This window comes from Reella acinonychis (assembly GCF_052384575.1).
GTDB lineage: Bacteria > Pseudomonadota > Gammaproteobacteria > Enterobacterales > Pasteurellaceae > JBQSUQ01.
The window spans coordinates 111,751-131,409 of the sequence record NZ_JBQSUQ010000004.1 but is presented as its reverse complement, the minus strand read 5'-3'; the positions used below and the strand labels follow the sequence as shown (position 1 = coordinate 131,409).

Sequence of the window (19,659 nt, the reverse complement as noted above, 5' to 3'; positions counted from 1 at the left end):
ATGACACATACAGCTGCAATTCAAGTTGAGAATGCGACTGTAAGGTATAACAATGGTCATACCGCAATTGAAGATGTTTCTTTTCATCTCAAAGGCGGTATGATTTGTGCCTTACTTGGCGTCAACGGTGGCGGAAAATCAACGCTATTTAAAAGTTTAATGGGATTAATTCGCTTGCAACAAGGGAAAATCTCACTCTGTAATCTACCTATTCAAAAAGCACTTAAGCAAAACCTGATTTCTTATGTGCCACAAAGTGAAGATGTGGATTGGCAATTCCCTGTTTCTGTATATGATGTTGTTATGCAGGGACGCTATGGCTATATGAATTTTCTCCGAATTCCCACCGCACTTGATAAAGAAAAAGTTCAATTAGCTATGCAGCGTGTGGATATTGAACATTTAGCTGAACGTCAAATCGGCGAATTATCTGGTGGTCAGAAAAAACGTGTTTTTCTTGCCCGCGCTTTAGCACAACAAAGTAAAATTATTTTATTGGATGAACCTTTTACAGGCGTTGATGTAAAAACAGAGAACGCGATTATTGAATTGCTCACCCAATTGAGAGAACAAGGACATCTTATTCTCGTTTCCACTCACAACTTAGGTTCTGTGCCTGATTTTTGTGATCATGTGGTAATGATTAATCGTAAAATCATAGCTTCAGGCGAAACCATAAATACCTTCAATCAACATAATTTAGAGCAACTTTTTGGTGGGGTATTACGTCATATCAAATTATCAGGTATGGAACTGCATAATGATGAAGATGAACGTGCGGTGACTGTCCTAACCGATGATGAGCGTCCTGCCGTATTCTATGGACAAAGTAAAATCGATCCACCAACCTCAAGCACAAAAAATTTATCATTAACACGCAAAGGAACTAATGATGTTTGACATATTATTGGAACCCTTCACTTATGATTATATGATAAAAGCCATCTTAGTAAGTACTGCAGTTGGTGGTATTTGTGCGTTCTTATCCACCTATTTAATGCTCAAAGGTTGGTCATTAATCGGTGATGCACTGACACACTCTGTTGTGCCGGGTGTTGCCCTTGCCTACTTATTTTCTCTCCCCTACATTGTTGGCGCCTTTTTCTCAGGCATTTTAGCCGCACTTTCTATTTTATGGGTTAAATCTATCACTCAACTGAAAGAAGATGCCATTATTGGCTTCATTTTCACCACATTCTTTGCTGCGGGTCTATTGATCGTTTCACTCAATCCCACATCTGTTGACGTGCAAAGCATTATTTTTGGTAATATCCTTGCTATCAGTGATGAAGATATTGTTCAGATTGCGATTATTATTGTGATTTCAGCCTTGTTACTCATTCTTTCGTGGAAAAACTTATTATTAGTTTTCTTTGACGAAATTCAGGCAATTTCAGTGGGATTATCTCCACAAACATATAAAATTTTCTTTTTTAGCCTATTAAGTGCTTGCATTGTTGCTGCATTACAAACTGTCGGTGCCATTTTAGTGATTGCCATGGTCATTACGCCTGGAGCAACAGCTTATCTACTCACCGATAAATTCAGTACATTAATAAAAATAGCTGTCTGTTTAGGCATGTTTACTTGCAGTACTGGTGCTTATTTAAGCTATTATTTAGACGGTGCAACGGGCGGTATTATCGTTTGTTTACAAGCATTATTATTTATTTTGGCATTCATCTTCTCACCAAAATATGGATTAATTGCGCAAAGACGCGTTAAATTACAGGCGGACTTATGAATTTAGTGAATTGGATAACTGAGCCATTCCAATACCCTTTCATGCAATTAGCATTAACAACCGCTATTATTGTATCCATTATTTGTGCACTGCTTTCTTGCTATTTAGTATTAAAAGGCTGGTCATTAATTGGTGATGCCATTTCTCATGCGGTTTTACCTGGGATTATCATCGCTTACCTCATTAATCTACCCTTAATGATTGGTGCATTCTTCTCAGGCTTATTTTGCGCGCTCAGCGTGGGCTATCTCAAAAATAATAGCCGAATCAAAGAAGATACTGTTATGGGTATTGTCTTTTCAGGGATGTTCGCTTTCGGTTTGGTTTTATTCACTAAAATAGAAACCGAACATCATTTAATGCATATCTTATTTGGTAATTTATTAGGCATCAGCCAAGCTGATTTTATACAAACTGCGGTGATTTCTGGCATCGTTTTTGTAGCAATTTTACTTAAACATCGCGATTTATTACTCTTCTGCTTCGATCCTAGCCATACAAGAGTTGTCGGGCTTTCACCACAAAAACTGTATTATGGTTTGCTCATTTTACTTTCGTTAACCATCGTTGCGGCGATGCAAGTAGTCGGGGTCATTTTGGTTGTCGCCATGTTAATATCACCCGGCATTACCGCTTATCTCCTCACAAAACGTTTTGAAAGGATGATTATTATTGCAATATGCAGTTCTGTTTTAGCTAATTTCTTCGGCACAATATTGAGTTATCATATCAATGCAGACATTGGCCCTTGTATTATTTTATTACAAGCATTATTCTTTGCACTTGCATTACTCTATTCAAAATTAAAAAGTGCGGTGAAATAATGAATAATTTTCAGCTCGAGCAGCTTCTCAATCAAAAACTCAATATCCATGAGATTTCTGACTATGCACCTAACGGATTGCAAGTTGAAGGGAAATCGGAAGTACGCAAAATTGTCACTGGCGTCACTGCATCGCAAGCATTAATTGATTATGCGATCAAACAACAAGCTGACGCAATATTGGTTCATCATGGTTATTTTTGGAAAAGTGAAAATCCTTGTATTCGAGGAATGAAAGGCAAACGAATCAAAGAATTATTAGTGAATGATATTAATTTATATGCTTACCATTTGCCTTTAGATATTCATCCTGAATTAGGCAATAATGCACAATTAGCGAAGTTACTTGGTATCCAAAACTTACAACCATTAGAACAAAGCAGTATTAGTATTCCAATGTGGGGCGAATTATCCCAACCGATTTCTTTAGAGGAATTTACGCAACGTATTGGCAATGTATTAGGTCGCGAACCTACCGTTTGCAATGCGGCAGAACTTTCGCAAAATGCACCGCACTTTATTCAAAAAGTGGGCATTTGTACTGGTGGCGGACAAGGGTATATTGATTTAGCAGCTTCACAGGGCTGTGATGCTTTCATCAGTGGCGAAATTTCAGAACAAACTACTCATTCCGCTCGAGAACAAGGTATTCATTATTTCGCTTGTGGACATCATGCGACAGAACGTTGTGGTATTCAAGCGTTAGGAGAATGGTTAAAAACCGAATATCAATTTGATATTGAATTTATTGATATCCCAAATCCTGCATAACAACAAAGCCTCATTTTTCATGAGGCTTTGTTTTTTAATCATTATTTCTTTGTTTAATTGCATCAGAAAGTTGTTGCAATAAACTTTCGGTATCTTCCCAGCCAATACATGCATCAGTGATACTTTGTCCATAAACAAGTTCTTTACCTTCCACAAGATCCTGACGACCTTCAACCAGATGGCTTTCTACCATCACTCCAAAAATCTGTTTTGAGCCATTAGATAACTGAGTACACACATTCTGGCACACATCCATTTGACGTTTAAATTGTTTATGGCTATTAGCATGGCTAAAATCCACCATAACATGACCGATACGCCCTGTTTTCTCAATATGTTGACAAACTTCGGCAACACTTTCTGCATCATAATTGGTTGCACTATCGCCACCACGTAAAATAATATGGCAATCTTGGTTACCCTTTGTTGCTACAATGGCAGAATGACCAAATTTAGTCACTGATAAAAAATAATGCGATGCTTCTGCAGCACCAATAGCATCTAGTGCAATTTTCACTCCACCATTTGTGCCATTTTTAAATCCTACTGGACAAGATAAACCTGAAGCTAATTCACGATGAACTTGCGATTCAGTAGTTCTCGCACCGATAGCACCCCAACTCATAAAATCAGCCAAATACTGCGGTGTAATCATATCAAGAAATTCCCCCGCAGTTGGCAAACCTAAATCATTAATATCTGCTAATAATTTACGCGCAATACGTAAACCGTCGTTTAATGCATAGGTATCATCCAAATAAGGATCGTTAATTAAACCTTTCCAACCTACTGTAGTGCGTGGTTTTTCAAAATAAACACGCATAATAATTTCAAGGTTGTCCTTATATTTATCACGCAATGCCTTCAAGCGTTTAGCATAATCTAGCGCCGCATTTGGATCATGAATAGAACAAGGTCCAATAATTACTAACAAACGATTATCCACGCCATGAATAATGTCATGCGCTTTCTGGCGTGCATTCTTTACCGTTTTTATCGCCACTTCACTTGCTGGATATTTTTCTAATAGCGCAACAGGTGGCAACAACTGTTCAATTCGTTCAATACGCGTATCGTCATTGGCGATACGAATTTCATTTTTACTTTTTGCCTTTGTCATATATTAATTCTCTTTTTGCTTCCCGATGTTATCCAAAAGACGAACCACACAAATCTTATAAAGTGCGGTTAATTTAACACATATTTTTGCACTGGTAAAACAGTACAATTATTTCATTTAATGATTGCTTAATACTTGAGCAGGATCTAACTTAGCCGCCCGATTCGCAGGATACCAACTTGCTACTAGGCTTAACAATAAGGCTGCAACTAATACGAGAAGCACATCTTGCCAATGTAATTCGCTCGGTAGGAAATCAACAAAATAAATGCCATCAGATAATAATTTCCAACCAAATAATTGCTCTAAACCTTGAATAAGTGCGGTTAAATTTAGCGCTAAAATAATGCCTAAAGCAATTCCTATCACACAGCCTTTCATACCAGCTTGTAATCCATACCAAACAAAAATACGCTTAATAAAACCATTATTCGCCCCTAGCGTTCGCATAATAGCTATATCGCTCGCTTTATCTTTTACCGCCATAATCAATGTTGAGACAATATTAAAACAAGCTACACCAATCACTAACACCATCGCAATATACATCACTGTTCGAATTAATTGAATATCACGATACATATAGCCAAATTTACTCATCCAGGTTTGTAGATTAAGTCGCTGCGGATAATCATAGAGTGCGGAGAAATCAAGATTATTCATATTGAAAGGAGTATCAACTTTCATTTCTATACCGGACACTTGCTGATCATTATAGCCCAGATATTGCTGCGCTTGATGGATTGGAATTAGAGCATAACTATGATCAAGCTGGCCATCTAAACGTAAAATACCACTCACTTGAATTCGCTCGCGATTTGGTTGTCCGACTTCTTCGCCATTATTTTGTGAAATAAGCAATGTCACCCAATCGCCGACATTCACGTCCAATTCTTTGGCTATACCATAGCCTAAAACCAAACCACTTTGTTCAGAAAACTGTTGCCATTGATTATCCAATACGAAATGCCCTAATGAGCTAACTTGATCTTGTGCGGCTTTATCAATCCCTTTTACCTGTACCACTTTCATTTTGCTGCCATTTTCCACTAAAGCGGTAAAATGCACAAAAGGAGAAACCGATTGAATATGAGGACTACTGGTTAATAATTTCTGTAATTTGCTTGATTGATCAATAGGACCATCCACTGACACAATTTCGCCATGAGGAACGACTGCCAAAATACGTTGGTTTAATTCACGCTCAAAACCGTTCATTGCACTTAATCCCAAAATCAGGACAGCCACACCTAAAGCAATTCCTAAAGTAGAGAAAAAAGAAATCAAGGAAACTAAATGATTTTTCTGTTTTGCGCGTTGATAACGCCAGCTAATAAAAAAAGGCGTGTTCATAATTACTCCGCTCGCAATACGCCATCTTGCATAATCATGCGGCGTTGCAATTTTTCAGCTAATTGTAAATCATGGGTAACGAGCAAGAAAGAAATGTGCTGTTCTTGATTAAGTTGTTGAATTAACTCAAAAATACTTTCTGTTGTTTTACGATCAAGATTACCGGTTGGCTCATCAGCTAACACTAAAGCAGGATCATTAACCAAAGCACGAGCGATTGCCACTCGCTGACGTTCACCACCAGACAAAGCTGAAGGGCGATGGGAAATTCGGTGAGATAATCCCACCGCACTTAACATTTTTTCTGCTCTATCCTGTGCTTCTGTTTTGTTTTTATTCGCAATCAACATCGGCATTAACACATTCTCAAGTGCGGTGAAATCTGCCATTAAATGATGAAATTGATACACGAAACCAAGGTATTGATTGCGTAATTTCGCTAGCTGGTCTTGACTCGCTTGTTGCAATGATTGCCCTTTAATAAAAATTTCACCACTTGATGGTTGATCAAGCCCACCCAATGTATGTAGCAACGTACTTTTCCCTGAGCCAGAAGAACCGACTATCGCCACTAATTCTTTCTCATATAAAGAAAAAGTAACCTCTTTTAATACTTGCGTTTGTTTATCGCCTTCTTGATAAAATTTACTTACTTTCTGGCAATTTAATAATATTTCATTCATATATTTTTTAACTGTAAAAATAGGGATTATTCATAACGTAGTGCCTGTGCAGGCTCAATTTGACTTGCACGATAGGCTGGATAAATCGTTGAAATTAATGATAATCCAAGAGAAAACAATACAATAATCAAAATTTGCGTTGCATTTAGTTCTGTTGGCAAGAAAATGCCATTTGGATTAATTAAATTAACTATTTGGCTTAAATTTAAAGTGATCAAAATCCCTAAAATGCAGCCAATTATGGTGCCAACTAATCCAACAAAGAAACCCTGTAAAATAAAAATACGCCCAACTTGGCGTTTGGTTAAACCTTGAGTTTGTAAAATGGCGATTTCACCTTGTTTATCCACCACCATTAAACTTAAAGAAGTAATGATATTGGAAACTGCAACCACAATAATCAGGCTAATCAGCAATCCCATCATATTTTTTTCCATGCGAACAGCTTGGAAAAATTCACCTTTTTGCTTGCGCCAATCGTCAATTTTCCATGCTGATTCAGGAAAAATTTGATTTAATTCGGTAATTTTAAACGGATCTGATAAACTTAAACGAACTGCTTGAACATTCTCTGGCTTAATACGCATTAGCCGCCCAATATCTGCTAAATTCGCAAAAGCAACATAGCTGGACACTTCTGATGAAGCCAAATAAATATCGCTTACCTTAAATAAGCGTTGTGCCGGCACTCGACCAAATGGTGTATATTGGCTATTTTCCGTCAACATTAACCGCACTTTATCACCAATTTGTACCTTTAATTGCTCAGCCAACTGTGCACCAATAATCAACTTAAATTCGCCCGTCGGTAATAATTGTGTCAGCTGTTCATTATCCAGATAATTCAATAAACGATCATCAGTAGGCCGTTGCACGCCAATGACTTGACCAGCACTAATACCATTTGCGGTTTGGAAAATCACTTGCGTCGTGTTGATTGGCACAACCTGTTGCACATATGGGTATTGTCTAAAATTAGGTAATTGTTTGTGCCAATTATCTTCCGCAAAATAGCCATCTTTATTCATCACAATAGCATGGGGAATATCAGCTAACACGTTGCTTTTCTGATAATTTTCCAATCCATTCATCACCGATAGCACAATAATCAATGCCATAACCCCTAGCACAATACCTGCACTGGCGAGGTTAGTGACTAATCGCCCGAAACGATCCGCACTTTTCGCTCGCCAGTAACGTAAGGCAATAAAAAGAGAAATGCCTAAATTCATTATTTGCCTGTTTCAAAAAACGTTTCTAAATTTAACCGCACTTTATCCACCAAAATCTCTACTGCTTGATCCGATGCCCAAGCGATATGTGGTGTTAAAAGTAAATTAGGCATGGTTTTAGCTGCAACCACAATTGGATTGTCTTTTTCAGGTGGCTCTTTTGATAACACATCCAATGCAGCCCCCGCCAAATGCCCTGATTTTAACGCATCTAATAAATCTTGTTCGTTTACTAAAGGACCACGTCCCGTATTAATTAAACAAGCCCCTTTTTTGAAATGTGCTAAAGTTTCTTTATTGATCAAATTATTGGTTTCATCTGTTAATGTACAATGCAAGGTCACAATATCAGATTGAGCTAACACTTCATAAAATGGGGTGTAACCTTCTCGACAACTCGTTGCATTACGATGTTCAGCATAAAGCACATTCATACCTAAGGCAGAGGCTAAACGCCCTACTTCTGCACCAAGGCAGCCTTTACCAATCACCCCTAATGTTGAACCTCTCACATCCTTAATTGGATGATCAAAATAGCAAAATTGAGAGCAATCTGCCCATTTGCCTTGTAACTGATCGCGATACCATAAATGCAAACTATGTTTTAAATTAAAAATAAAACCTAACACTTGCTCAGGCACTGTGACAGAGGAATAACCTGTTACATTTTTAACGACAATACCCAACTCTTTTGCTGCAACCGAATCAATATTGTTTGTGCCAGTTGCAGTCACTGCGATCAATTTTAAGTTAGGCAATTGTTGCATAGATTCACGATTAATGAGCACTTTGCTGGTAATTAAAATATCTGCATCTTTCGCTCGTTCTAATAATTGTTGTGGCGACGTTTCTTCATATTCAATCCATTCATGCGCAAATTTTGGGCGTGGAATAGGAATGTGTTTTGGTAATGCCGTACTATCAAGAAATACTATTTTCATTTGTGCCCCCTTTAGAAAATATGGAAATAAAATTGCAGCTAGCATAACAAAAAAAAGGCATAAGCGAAATAAAACTAAAATAAAACGAAAAAAAACCAGACCGCACTTTATATTTCATTTATATCCTCTATAATGACAGCTTTATGTTTACATTAAATAGGAATGCAAAATGACTGATATGAATACCGTTCTCGCCGAATTAAAGCGAGGTGTTGATGAAATTCTTTCTGAACAAGATTTGATTGAGAAATTGAAAGAAAACCGTCCATTAAAAGTTAAATTAGGCGCGGACCCAACCGCACCAGATATTCACTTAGGTCATACAGTTGTCTTAAATAAATTGCGCCAATTCCAAAATTTTGGTCATGAAGTAATTTTCTTAATTGGTGATTTTACAGGTATGGTTGGCGATCCATCAGGTAAAAATAGTACTCGTCCACCATTAAGCCGCGAAGATGTATTACGCAATGCAGAAACCTACAAAGAACAAATTTTCAAAATTCTTGATCCACAAAAAACACGCATTGTGTTCAACTCAAGTTGGTTAGGCGAACTTGGTACAGAAGGGATGATTCGTCTTGCGTCAAACTATACCGTAGCACGTATGTTAGAACGTGACGATTTCAAAAAACGTTTTACAAATCAACAACCTATCGCAATCCATGAATTCATCTATCCTTTACTACAAGGCTATGATTCTGTGGCTCTAGAAGCGGATGTTGAATTAGGTGGTACAGACCAAAAATTCAATTTATTAGTTGGTCGTGAATTACAAAAATCATCAGGACAAAAACCACAGGTTGCTATTACATTACCATTATTAGTAGGTCTTGATGGCGAGAAAAAAATGTCTAAATCATTAGGCAATTACATTGGTGTCACCGAAGCACCAAATGATATGTTTGGTAAAGTGATGTCAATTTCCGATGATTTAATGTGGGATTGGTATAACCTACTTTCATTCCGTCCATTAACTGAAATTGAACAGCTAAAACAAGATGTAGCAAATGGTAAAAACCCTCGCGATGTCAAAATTCTGTTAGCGAAAGAATTAATCGCGCGTTTCCATGACCAAGCTGCAGCAGACGCGGCGGAACAGGAATTTATTAACCGTTTCCAAAAAGGTGCAATGCCAGATGAAATGCCCGAATTTACTTTTGAAGGCGAAATTGGATTAGCAAATCTATTAAAAGAAGCGGGGTTAGTGCCTTCAACTTCTGAAGCGATCCGTTCAGCTCAACAAGGTGGCGTACGTATTAACGGCGAACAAGTATCTGATATCAAACAAGTTATCAGCGCTGGTACAACTGCGGTATATCAAGTGGGTAAACGCAAATTCGCAAGAGTAACAATTAAATAAAAATTTCTTTAATTAATATAATTAAAAAGTGCGGTTAAAAAATTATACGTTTTTAACCGCACTTTTTTATTTTTGAAATAAAAAATTAAGGGCGAACACCTAAAGTATGGCATAAGGCATAGGTTAACTCGCTACGGTTTAAGGTATAAAAATGGAAATCGTTCACTCCTTCTCTTGCAAGCACTCTCACCATATCAATTGCTACACTCGAAGCGACTAAATTACGAGTGGTTTGATCATCATCCAAACCTTCATACATTTTCGCTAACCAAGTAGGAATTTTCACATTAGTCACTTTCGCCATTTTTTGTAATTGTTTGAAATTGGTCACTGGTAAAATGCCCGGTACGATTTCGGCATCAATACCAATTGCTGCACAACGATCGCGGAAACGTAAATAGCTTTCTACATCAAAAAAGAATTGGGTAATCACATGATTTGCTCCCGCATCAATTTTTCGTTTTAGATTAATTAAATCCGCCTGAGCTGATTTAGCTTCAGGGTGCACTTCTGGATAAGCAGCAACAGAAATATCAAAGTCCGCCACGTCACGTAATAATTCCACTAAGTCAGAAGCATAAAATGGTTTCTTCACATAACCTTCAGGTTCATCACCACGTAAAGCTACAATGCGACGAATACCACTATCCCAATAGTCTTTAGCAATTTGACGTAATTGTTCTGGTGTTGCATCAATGCCTGTTAAATGTGGTGCAGCTTCTAATCCTGTTTGTTGCTTAATACTTTTCACAATGCTGTGAGTACGATCGCGCTCCCCTGAATTTGCACCATAGGTAACAGAAACGAACTTAGGATTTAATGGTTTTAAACGATGAATTGATGCCCATAATGTTTCTTCCATTTTTTCTGTTTTTGGTGGGAAAAACTCAAAAGACACATTAATTTTTCCATTTAAATCAGCAATATGTTGGTTTAGTGTATCGATTTGCTTTGCATAACTCATTGTTAAACTCCAATAACTCCGTATATATGTTGGATACTAAATTAAAATAAATTCTAACATACTTCAATTTCAAATATTTCAATTTTATTATGAATTGAATTCATAATAAGCCATTTGTAGTTAATGACTGAATTGGTTATACTTTTGCCATTCATTCCCTTTTTATATAGGCGTATCCATGAGTAAAAAAAGAAAAGCGCTATTAACTTTCTCTGCTGTCGCATTAGCCTTAGGCACTGCAGGTCAGTTTTACACCAATTATAAAATTGATCAAACCCTCAGCCAGTTTCCTTATCAATTAAAAGATCAATTTCATATTTCCGTTAGTGAAAGTAATCGCGATTTTATTACCAGAGATCTGACTTTTAGTATTGAACACAATGGTCAAAAAACCGATTTTATTCAGACAAAATTAACCGCACTTCCCGCTATGATTAATGCGGAATCAAAATTAACACCAGAAATCATCAAGTCACTGAATAAACAGCTAAATATTACTATTGATAAAAACACCATCATCAATCAATTTTTAGCATTTAGTGATAATTTAAGTTCTCGTATGATCACTGAATTTCGTGATGGAACTAATAAATCTCAAACCCTTGAATCTGAGTTAACCTACTCAAATAACAAACAAACCATTGCTTTACAAACCCAACTGTCAGGCTTTAACTATGACAAAATGTTAAACCTAAAAGAACTAAGTGGTGAATTTTTGCTAAGCCCTGTTAAAGATAGCTTATATGATTTAGTAAAAGCAGATTTAACCATTAAGAAAACGGATATTAATTTATTAGACGGCGACAACACTCATATTGGTATTGTTAAAGGTCAATATAAAATTGATAAGAAAATCACTGACATCGGCTATGATTTAGTTCAAAGTTTTAAAACACCAGGCATTTATTTTTCAAATAAAGCAACAAAATTTGATGAAGATAAAACGCGCTTTCAGGACTTTGCATTATCCACTAAACATACTGGTGTGCCATCTCACATCACATTTATCGAACAATTAAAACAGTTTGAAACAGAGAATTTTGATTTCAATAAATTACTACAATATGTTTCCGATATTCTGTTTAATAACCAACAATTTGAAAGCAAAATTGCAATAGGGGCCTTTATTTCACCAGAAAATGCCTTGGAATTCAAAAAAGCCGATTTTTCAACGACATTTAATAACCAAGATAAACATAACGTAGTCCATCAATATGAAACCAATATTGGTACGTTAAGCATTTCAGACAAAAATAGTAATGACTTACCTGCAATCACATTGACTGATCTCAATGGTAAAAGTGAATTCTCACAACTAGACTTAAGTGAGAACTTGGCATTTTTAGCTCGTTATACTCCTTCAAATATTAATGAATTAGATAAATCTAAAAAGAGTACCAAAGCTTTTTTAACTGACCTAAAGAAAATGGCGAGCAACTATAAAACGGAATTAACAAGCCAATTAACGCTAAAAAAACTTGCAATAAAGAACAAAATCAGTGGTGAAAATCTGCAATTAAACTATCAAGAGAAACCAACAAAAGACAGTTTAAATATTGATTCAAACATCAAAATTGGTAAGTTAATTGTTGAAGATCAACAAGTGCACTTTAAACAAAGTGAATTCAAATTACCTTTTGCATGGCTCAGTAATGATGAATTTTATCAAAGCTATATTTGTAATAACACTTTCTACTCTGTACTCTGCTTCTATCATTTAGGGGAAGAAGAATATGCTAATGTAGCGATTAAGATGTATCAAAAACTAGGTGGCGAAATTAATAATGCAGTTTTAACAAGTGAAATTGATACTTACCCGAAAGCAACGGGGCCTGCACCCGTTGAATTTAAACTAGATTTAACAACCAATGGAAAATTTATTGACCCTGTCGCTGTATTTTATGGTTCAGATAGTCCATTAAAACTAAATCTTACTGGCGCGCTATCAACCGAACTTACCCAACCAAATAAACCAGACACCTTATTCTGGCAACAAATTGCTCAAGCAATACAACAAGGACTATTTATTAAAAATGAACAAAATAATAAATATGAATTTGAACTCCGCTATGAGAATAACCAAATCTGGCAAAATAGTATAAAAGCAGAGGAAACTCAAAAAAGTATGGAATAATTAAATAACCAAAATTAAAGGACAGATTTAATCTGTCCTTTAATTTTTTAATCACGTTTCCGACTGAGCAACCACCAAGTAATCACAAGGAAAAGGGCACTTGGCATTAAAACACCCATAATAGGGGGAACATTGTAAACTAAACTCATCGGTCCAAAAATTTCATTCACAACGTAAAATAGGAAACCAAAGCAAATACCTGTTACAATTCGAGCACCTGCAGTCACACTACGCAATGGACCAAAAATAAAGGATAGCGCAAGTAACATCATAACCCCCACAGAAATTGGCTGAAATAATTTACGCCAATAAGTCAACTCAAACTTTTTGCTATCCTGCCCTGTTTGTTTTAAGAAACTAATATAATCAGATAAACCTGAAATAGAGAGCGATGTTGGTCGTATTGAGAAAATACCCAATTTATCAGGGGTTAAATTAGTATTCCATTTATCATTTAGTTTATTTGTGGTAACGATTTGTTCATCTTCGATAACTGAAGTATTAATATTTCTTAATAACCATTCACCATTATTAAATTGCGCTTGGTTTGCATGGCTAATTTGAGCTAATTGACGATTTTCATTAAAGTGATAAATGTAAACATCACTTAATTTCGCCTCTTCAGTTATACGACGGACAAAAATAAAATCATTACCATCTTTTGCCCAAACACCATTTTTTACCGACAACATTGCACCACCAGAAATCGCTTTTGCACGCATATCACGAGCATATTGCTCAGTTTGAGGGATGCCCCATTCCCCAATAATCATGGTAAGAACAACTAGTGGCAATGCAGTTTTCATTACCGCCAAACCAATTTTCATTTTGGAAAAACCCGCAGACTGCATCACAACTAATTCGCTACGGCTAGCTAAATTCCCTAATGCAATTAACGCCCCTAATAAGGCAGCCATCGGAAAGAAAGTTTCAATATCTTTTGGGATCGTTAATATCGTATAAATAACGGCCTGCATACTATCATAGCTGCCTTTACCTACACTGCGGAATTGTTCAACAAATTTGATAATTGCAGACAAACCAACAAGGGTAAATAAGGTCGCAAAAATAGTGCCAAGGATATTTTTTCCAATATAGCGTTCTAATGTATTCATCATATCTATGCCACCTTAGTGCGATTCAACGCATAGCGAAATTTATACATAAACGTACTTTCCCAACTATTTAATATAATGGCAAGTAACAAAAAGACGATGCTCACTAATGGCATCCAAAGCCCTGCATCTAATTTTCCAGCGCCACCAGCTGATTTCAATGCACTTTGTGCTAAGAAATAAATCAGATAAAGTAAAAGTGCGGGTAAAATTTTCGAAAATTTACCTTGGCGTGGATTAACGCGACTTAAAGGTACTGCCAATAATGCCATTAAAGGCACCGCAAGGATCAAAGTAATACGCCAATGTAATTCAGCTTTCGCCGCAGGTGATTTTGTCGCTAATAATTCGTTTAGTTGTAACACTTCAACTTCTGCTGCTTTATCATCTGCCATTTGACGACCAAGATAAGCCTGATAATCCTCAAAATGTGTAATTCGATAATCAGACAATACAGCCGTACCTTCAACACGTTGACTATTTTCCAAACTTAATAATTGGTCACCATTAGGTAGAGAAACTAATTTTCCTTTTTCAGCAGTCACCACTGCTGGTTTAATATTCTTCTTAGGTTTCATTTGGAAAATATAAATATCATTTAATGAATTGTCTTTTATTTCATTGACAAATAAAACAAAATCGCCATTATCAGAAGACATAAACTGTCCAGATGATAAGGCTGCAAGACGAGGATTTGCTTTCGCATCCTCAACAATTTCAGTTTGTTTCTTAATTGCCCATGGTGATAACCAGAGCGCATTATAAGTAGCAAGTCCTGCGGTTAAAACCGATAAAATCAAGGCAACTTTAACTAACAAGCTAGAACCAATACCACAGGCACGCATGACTGTAATTTCACTTTCTGCGTATAAACGTCCAAAAGTTAATAAAATGGCGATAAACAAACATAAAGGCAACATTAATTGCGCCATGGCTGGCATACCTAAACCAAGCAATGAAAGTACCAAATCTGCTGGCACTTTACCATTTGCTGCAGAGCCAAGTACGCGCACTAATTGTTGGCTGAAAAAGATCAACAGCAGAATAAACAAAATCGCTATCTGGCTTTTAAAAACTTCTTTGGTTAAATATCTATTTAAAATCACATTATCGCCTATTATTTCACTTGCAATTTATTGAAATTCGGTTAATTTAACGCATTATTTTTCACTTTTTGCGTCAATATTTTGCCGCATATAATAGCTCATTTTTCACTATAAAAACAGTAGGAATCACAATGAAATATTCAGCAAATTTAACCGCACTTTCTAGTGCTGATGCCCTATTAGTGGCAGTTTTCGAGCAAGGTAAATTATCGCCAACAGCACAACAATTGGACCATAATGGCGAAATGAGTGAACTGATAAAGTGCGGTGAAATTTCAGGCAAAATTGGGGAAATCACCCTATTGCGCCAACAAGGAAAACGCATTTTCTTAGTTGGTGCAGGCAAACAAAATGAAATAACTGAACGCCAATTCAAACAAATCACCGAAACGGCAATTAAAAACGTCAGATTGACAGCCGCAACGCAATTGGTGAATGCCTTAACTGAAGTACAAATTAAACAACGAGATCTATATTGGAACATTCGCTTTAGTATTGAAACCATTGAAAATAACCAATATGTGTTTGATCAATTCAAAAGCAAAAAAACTGAGCGTGCAGATAAATTAGAACAAATTATTTTCCATACAGAAGATATGCAAGCACATCTTGCTATTCAACATGCACAAGCCATTGCACAAGGTGTTAAAGCTGCAAAAGATGTGGCGAATTGCCCACCGAATGTGTGTAATCCAAACTATTTAGCTGAACAAGCAAAAACTTTGGCAAAACGCACTGCACTTTTAACCACAACGGTATTAGGTGAAAAAGACATGGCGGAATTAGGCATGCAAGCCTATTTAGCAGTGTCTCAAGGTTCACAAAATGAAGCAAAACTTTCTATATTAGAGTATAAAAATCATCCAAATCCTGATGCAAAACCTATCGTATTAGTGGGTAAAGGATTAACTTTCGATGCGGGGGGTATTTCACTCAAACCGGCAGCAGAAATGGATGAAATGAAATACGATATGTGCGGTGCGGCGGCGGTTTATGGTGTAATGAATGCGTTAGTTGAATTGCAATTACCTTTAAATGTCATTGGTGTGCTGGCTGGTTGTGAAAACTTGCCTGATGGTAATGCGTACCGCCCTGGCGATATCATTAATACCATGAATGGATTAACTGTTGAAGTGCTTAATACCGATGCAGAAGGACGTTTAGTTTTAGCAGATACTTTAACCTATGTAGAACGTTTTGAACCAGCAACTGTCATTGATATTGCCACCTTAACGGGTGCTTGTGTTGTTGCCTTGGGGCAACATAACAGCGGATTAATCACGAATGATGATGAACTTGCAGAGCAGCTTTTCCAAGCTTCTCAACAAACCCAAGACAAAGCATGGCGTTTACCATTAAGTGAAGAATATCAAGAACAATTAAAATCACCCTTTGCTGATCTAGCCAATATTGGCGGGCGTTGGGGCGGAGCAATTACCGCAGGGGCATTCTTATCCAATTTCACGCAAAAATACCAATGGGCACATTTAGATATTGCCGGCACCGCTTGGCTACAGGGCGCAAACAAAGGTGCAACAGGACGACCTGTCGCCTTATTAACACAATATTTAATTAATCAAGCGTAAAATAAAAGGGCGTTTTCTAACGCCCTTTATACTAACGAATTTCTCTACGACCTAAAAAAGAATGGGTCAATGTGGTTCCATCTACCATTTCTAATTCACCACCGATAGGAATACCATGAGCAATGCGACTCACCCTTATGCCTAATTGAACACAAATTTCCGCAATATAATTTGCGGTAGCTTCTCCTTCAACGGTTGGATTAGTCGCCAAAATCACTTCATTAAATTGTTCTTGTTGCAAACGTTGTTGTAACAGATCCAATCCAATTTCTTTTGGACCAATACCATCTAAAGGAGATAAATGCCCCATTAATACAAAATAACGCCCAGAAAATTGTCCTGTTTGCTCAATAGCTTGGATATCCGTTGGCATTTCCACCACACAGAGCAAACCTGAATTTTGACGACGGGGATTAGCACAAATCGTACAAATGTCTTCTTCGGTAAATGTTCGGCAATGCTCACAATGCCCAATTTTTGACATTGCTTCTGTCAAAGCTCGCGCTAAATTCATTCCACCACTACGATCTCGTTGTAGTAGATGATAAGCCATTCTCTGTGCGGATTTTGGTCCTACTCCTGGCAAGCAACGCAAATGTTCAATTAAATTTTCTAATAAAGGGCTTGTTTGCATATTATCCTCTTTGTTCTTTCATAAATTAAGAAAGAACTCATCACTTAAGGCTGGCAAATTGTCTTGCTATAACAGAAAACTGCGGTGAAATTTCACAAAATTCCACCGCACTTTAATGTTCAAATATTGTTCTGATTTTGCTTTAGCTAAATAAAAAGCAACGCATATAACACAATATAAATAGGATGAACTTCATACCTAATTCCCCTATCTGAACCGCCTGAACGACTTATCATTTTTAGGTAAATTTCGTCTGTTCGAACGAAGTGAGTTTAGAAATTTACCGTTAAGAAAATGGTAATAAAGTTCAGGATAGCGGTGAAGTTTGGGGTGTTTCTTTGTTACTTTTTTTGCACAAGCAAAGAGAGTAAATATTAAAACGGCATTTTAAACCCAGGTGGTAACTGCATACCAGCAGTTACAGCTGCCATTTTTTCTTTTTGCAATTCTTCTGCACGACGTACAGCGTCATTAAATGCAGCAGCGATAAGATCTTCCAACATTTCTTTATCGTCTTCCATCAAACTTGGATCAATTTCAATGCGACGGCAGTTATGCGCACCATTGATGGTAATTTTAACTAAGCCTGCACCCGATTCGCCTGTCACTTCTAATTGTGCGACTTCTTCTTGCATTTTCTGCATACGTTCTTGCATTTGTTGGGCTTGCTTCATTAAGCCGCCTAATCCAGCTTTTCCAAACATGATTCTTTCCTTATATTAAAAATAACGGGCGTATTCTAACTTATTGATAAAAATTCGACAAGCCAGCGCCTTTAACATCAATTATTTGCTATCGCTAAAAATTTATTAAAAAAGGTGGGGAAGGTTTTTGCCGTACAATTTGGATCTAAAATGGTAACGGATGTGTTAGATAACGCAATTAACGCAAAACACATTGCCATTCGATGATCATTATAGGTTTCAATTTCCGCTTGCTTAAATTGTGACAATTCAAGTGGTTGGATACGAATAAAATCCTCTCCTTCTTCGACTATTGCACCCACTTTACGCAATTCTGTTGCCATTGCTGTTAGACGATCTGTTTCTTTAACTCGCCAATTATAAATATTACGAATTACCGTTTCACCTTGTGCAAATAAAGCGGTGGTTGCAATGGTCATTGCTGCATCAGGGATATGATTCATATCCATATCAATGCCTTTTAGCTCACCTTGTTCAGCTTGAATAAAATCATCTCCCCAAGTAATTTTCGCCCCCATTTTTTCCAATACATCAGCAAAAAGGCGATCCCCTTGGATACTATTTTTTCCAATGCCCGTAACTTTGATTTTTCCTTTAATGGCAGCCGCTGCTAAAAAATAAGAAGCAGAAGAGGCATCGCCTTCTACCAGAAATTGCCCAGGCGATTGATATTGCTGATTACCTTTGATCAAAAAACGTTGGTAATGTTGATTTTCAACTTGAACACCAAAGGTCGCCATCATATTTAAAGTAATATCAATATAAGGCTTGGACACTAATTCTCCAATAATTTCAATTTCCATGTCCCCTTGTGCCATAGGTGCTGCCATTAAAAGTGCGGTTAAAAATTGCGAAGAAACGGAACCATCAATTTTCACTTTGCCGCCTTGCAATCCAGTATTACGAATAGCAATTGGTGGGTAACCTTCTTGTTCTAAATACTGAATGTCTGCTCCCGCTTGCTGTAACGCATCCACTAAATGCTGAATTGGACGTTCTTTCATTCGTGGCTCACCAGTTAAGACAATTTCTGATAGCGTAGAATTAGCATTTGCCAAACAAAGTGCGGCAGTTAACGGACGCATTGCAGTACCCGCATTGCCTAAAAATAGCGCTAATCCACCTTGCCATTGGAAAGCCTTACCAAGCCCTTCAACTTCACAAACCGACTTATCCTGTGATAATTGATAATTTACACCTAATTGTTTCAATGCGTTCAACATATGGCGAACATCGTCACTGTCCAAAAGGTTGGTGATCTTTGTTGTGCCTTTTGCTAAAGCAGCTAATAATAAAGCGCGGTTAGACAAACTTTTTGAACCGGGCAAATTGATTATCCCTTCAATGTGGCTAATTGGGTTTAATGTTATTTTTTCCATATGATTTGTG

Annotated in this window: 18 protein-coding genes; 7 read left to right on the top strand and 11 right to left on the bottom strand. The window is 37.0% G+C overall.

The window, feature by feature from the left end; translation table 11 throughout:
• The 4 genes from ACT2CV_RS02100 to ACT2CV_RS02085 are packed head-to-tail and all read left to right on the top strand — an operon-like array spanning nt 1 to nt 3,338.
• Nucleotides 1–900 carry an ATP-binding cassette domain-containing protein gene (locus ACT2CV_RS02100; protein WP_464972667.1) on the top strand — a complete coding sequence of 300 codons (900 nt, stop codon included), beginning with the start codon at nt 1–3 and terminating at the stop codon, nt 898–900.
• Nucleotides 893–1,744 carry a metal ABC transporter permease gene (locus tag ACT2CV_RS02095; protein WP_464974019.1) on the top strand — a complete coding sequence of 284 codons (852 nt, stop codon included), beginning with the start codon at nt 893–895 and terminating at the stop codon, nt 1,742–1,744. The genes ACT2CV_RS02100 and ACT2CV_RS02095 overlap by 8 nt, the downstream gene beginning before the upstream one ends.
• Nucleotides 1,741–2,568, top strand: a complete 828-nt coding sequence (locus ACT2CV_RS02090) for a metal ABC transporter permease (RefSeq protein ID WP_464972668.1) — start codon at nt 1,741–1,743, stop codon at nt 2,566–2,568. Before ACT2CV_RS02095 ends, ACT2CV_RS02090 begins: the two co-directional genes overlap by 4 nt.
• On the top strand, nt 2,568–3,338 hold the full coding sequence (locus tag ACT2CV_RS02085) for a Nif3-like dinuclear metal center hexameric protein (protein WP_464972669.1): 771 nt from the start codon (nt 2,568–2,570) through the stop codon (nt 3,336–3,338). Before ACT2CV_RS02090 ends, ACT2CV_RS02085 begins: the two co-directional genes overlap by 1 nt.
• 34 nt (nt 3,339–3,372) lie before the next feature.
• Here ACT2CV_RS02085 and aroG read toward each other — a convergent pair whose 3' ends face one another.
• From aroG to ACT2CV_RS02060, 5 genes are all read right to left on the bottom strand, one after another.
• Entirely contained in the window at nt 3,373–4,458 is a 1,086-nt protein-coding gene (gene aroG / locus ACT2CV_RS02080) for a 3-deoxy-7-phosphoheptulonate synthase AroG (RefSeq protein WP_464972670.1), read from the bottom strand.
• 117 nt (nt 4,459–4,575) lie between these two features.
• On the bottom strand, nt 4,576–5,811 hold the full coding sequence (gene lolE, locus ACT2CV_RS02075) for a lipoprotein-releasing ABC transporter permease subunit LolE (protein WP_464972671.1): 1,236 nt from the start codon (nt 5,809–5,811) through the stop codon (nt 4,576–4,578).
• A gap of 2 nt (nt 5,812–5,813) precedes the next feature.
• Entirely contained in the window at nt 5,814–6,494 is a 681-nt protein-coding gene (gene lolD, locus ACT2CV_RS02070; RefSeq protein WP_464972672.1) for a lipoprotein-releasing ABC transporter ATP-binding protein LolD, read from the bottom strand.
• Nucleotides 6,495–6,520: 26 nt separating this feature from the next.
• Entirely contained in the window at nt 6,521–7,726 is a 1,206-nt protein-coding gene (locus ACT2CV_RS02065; RefSeq protein WP_464972673.1) for a lipoprotein-releasing ABC transporter permease subunit, read from the bottom strand.
• Nucleotides 7,726–8,667, bottom strand: a complete 942-nt coding sequence (locus ACT2CV_RS02060) for a 2-hydroxyacid dehydrogenase (protein WP_464972674.1) — start codon at nt 8,665–8,667, stop codon at nt 7,726–7,728. Before ACT2CV_RS02060 ends, ACT2CV_RS02065 begins: the two co-directional genes overlap by 1 nt.
• A gap of 169 nt (nt 8,668–8,836) precedes the next feature.
• Between ACT2CV_RS02060 and tyrS the strand changes: the two genes are divergently transcribed.
• The gene (tyrS, locus tag ACT2CV_RS02055) at nt 8,837–10,027 is read left to right on the top strand and encodes a tyrosine--tRNA ligase (RefSeq protein ID WP_464972675.1); all 1,191 of its coding nucleotides are present in this window, start codon (nt 8,837–8,839) and stop codon (nt 10,025–10,027) included.
• An 85-nt stretch (nt 10,028–10,112) separates the two neighbouring features.
• Here tyrS and metF read toward each other — a convergent pair whose 3' ends face one another.
• A complete protein-coding gene (gene metF, locus ACT2CV_RS02050) occupies nt 10,113–10,991 on the bottom strand; it encodes a methylenetetrahydrofolate reductase (RefSeq protein WP_464972676.1) in 879 nt (292 codons plus the stop codon).
• Between the two features lie 178 nt (nt 10,992–11,169).
• Between metF and ACT2CV_RS02045 the strand changes: the two genes are divergently transcribed.
• The gene (locus tag ACT2CV_RS02045) at nt 11,170–13,125 is read left to right on the top strand and encodes a hypothetical protein (protein ID WP_464972677.1); all 1,956 of its coding nucleotides are present in this window, start codon (nt 11,170–11,172) and stop codon (nt 13,123–13,125) included.
• 47 nt (nt 13,126–13,172) lie between these two features.
• Here ACT2CV_RS02045 and lptG read toward each other — a convergent pair whose 3' ends face one another.
• Nucleotides 13,173–14,243 carry an LPS export ABC transporter permease LptG gene (gene lptG, locus ACT2CV_RS02040; RefSeq protein ID WP_464972678.1) on the bottom strand — a complete coding sequence of 357 codons (1,071 nt, stop codon included), beginning with the start codon at nt 14,241–14,243 and terminating at the stop codon, nt 13,173–13,175.
• A gap of 2 nt (nt 14,244–14,245) precedes the next feature.
• Nucleotides 14,246–15,346, bottom strand: coding sequence for an LPS export ABC transporter permease LptF (lptF, locus tag ACT2CV_RS02035; RefSeq protein ID WP_464972679.1), 1,101 nt, complete (start codon nt 15,344–15,346; stop codon nt 14,246–14,248).
• Between the two features lie 131 nt (nt 15,347–15,477).
• On the opposite strand from lptF, the gene ACT2CV_RS02030 reads away from it, so the two are divergent.
• Nucleotides 15,478–16,932, top strand: coding sequence for a leucyl aminopeptidase (locus ACT2CV_RS02030; protein WP_464972680.1), 1,455 nt, complete (start codon nt 15,478–15,480; stop codon nt 16,930–16,932).
• Between the two features lie 31 nt (nt 16,933–16,963).
• Here the strand turns inward: ACT2CV_RS02030 and recR are convergent, their stop codons facing one another.
• The 3 genes from recR to aroA form a co-directional block, all read right to left on the bottom strand.
• Entirely contained in the window at nt 16,964–17,566 is a 603-nt protein-coding gene (gene recR, locus ACT2CV_RS02025; protein ID WP_464972681.1) for a recombination mediator RecR, read from the bottom strand.
• Between the two features lie 374 nt (nt 17,567–17,940).
• A complete protein-coding gene (locus ACT2CV_RS02020; RefSeq protein WP_464972682.1) occupies nt 17,941–18,270 on the bottom strand; it encodes a YbaB/EbfC family nucleoid-associated protein in 330 nt (109 codons plus the stop codon).
• Nucleotides 18,271–18,347: 77 nt separating this feature from the next.
• A complete protein-coding gene (aroA, locus tag ACT2CV_RS02015) occupies nt 18,348–19,649 on the bottom strand; it encodes a 3-phosphoshikimate 1-carboxyvinyltransferase (protein ID WP_464972683.1) in 1,302 nt (433 codons plus the stop codon).
• Nucleotides 19,650–19,659: the final 10 nt, after the last annotated feature.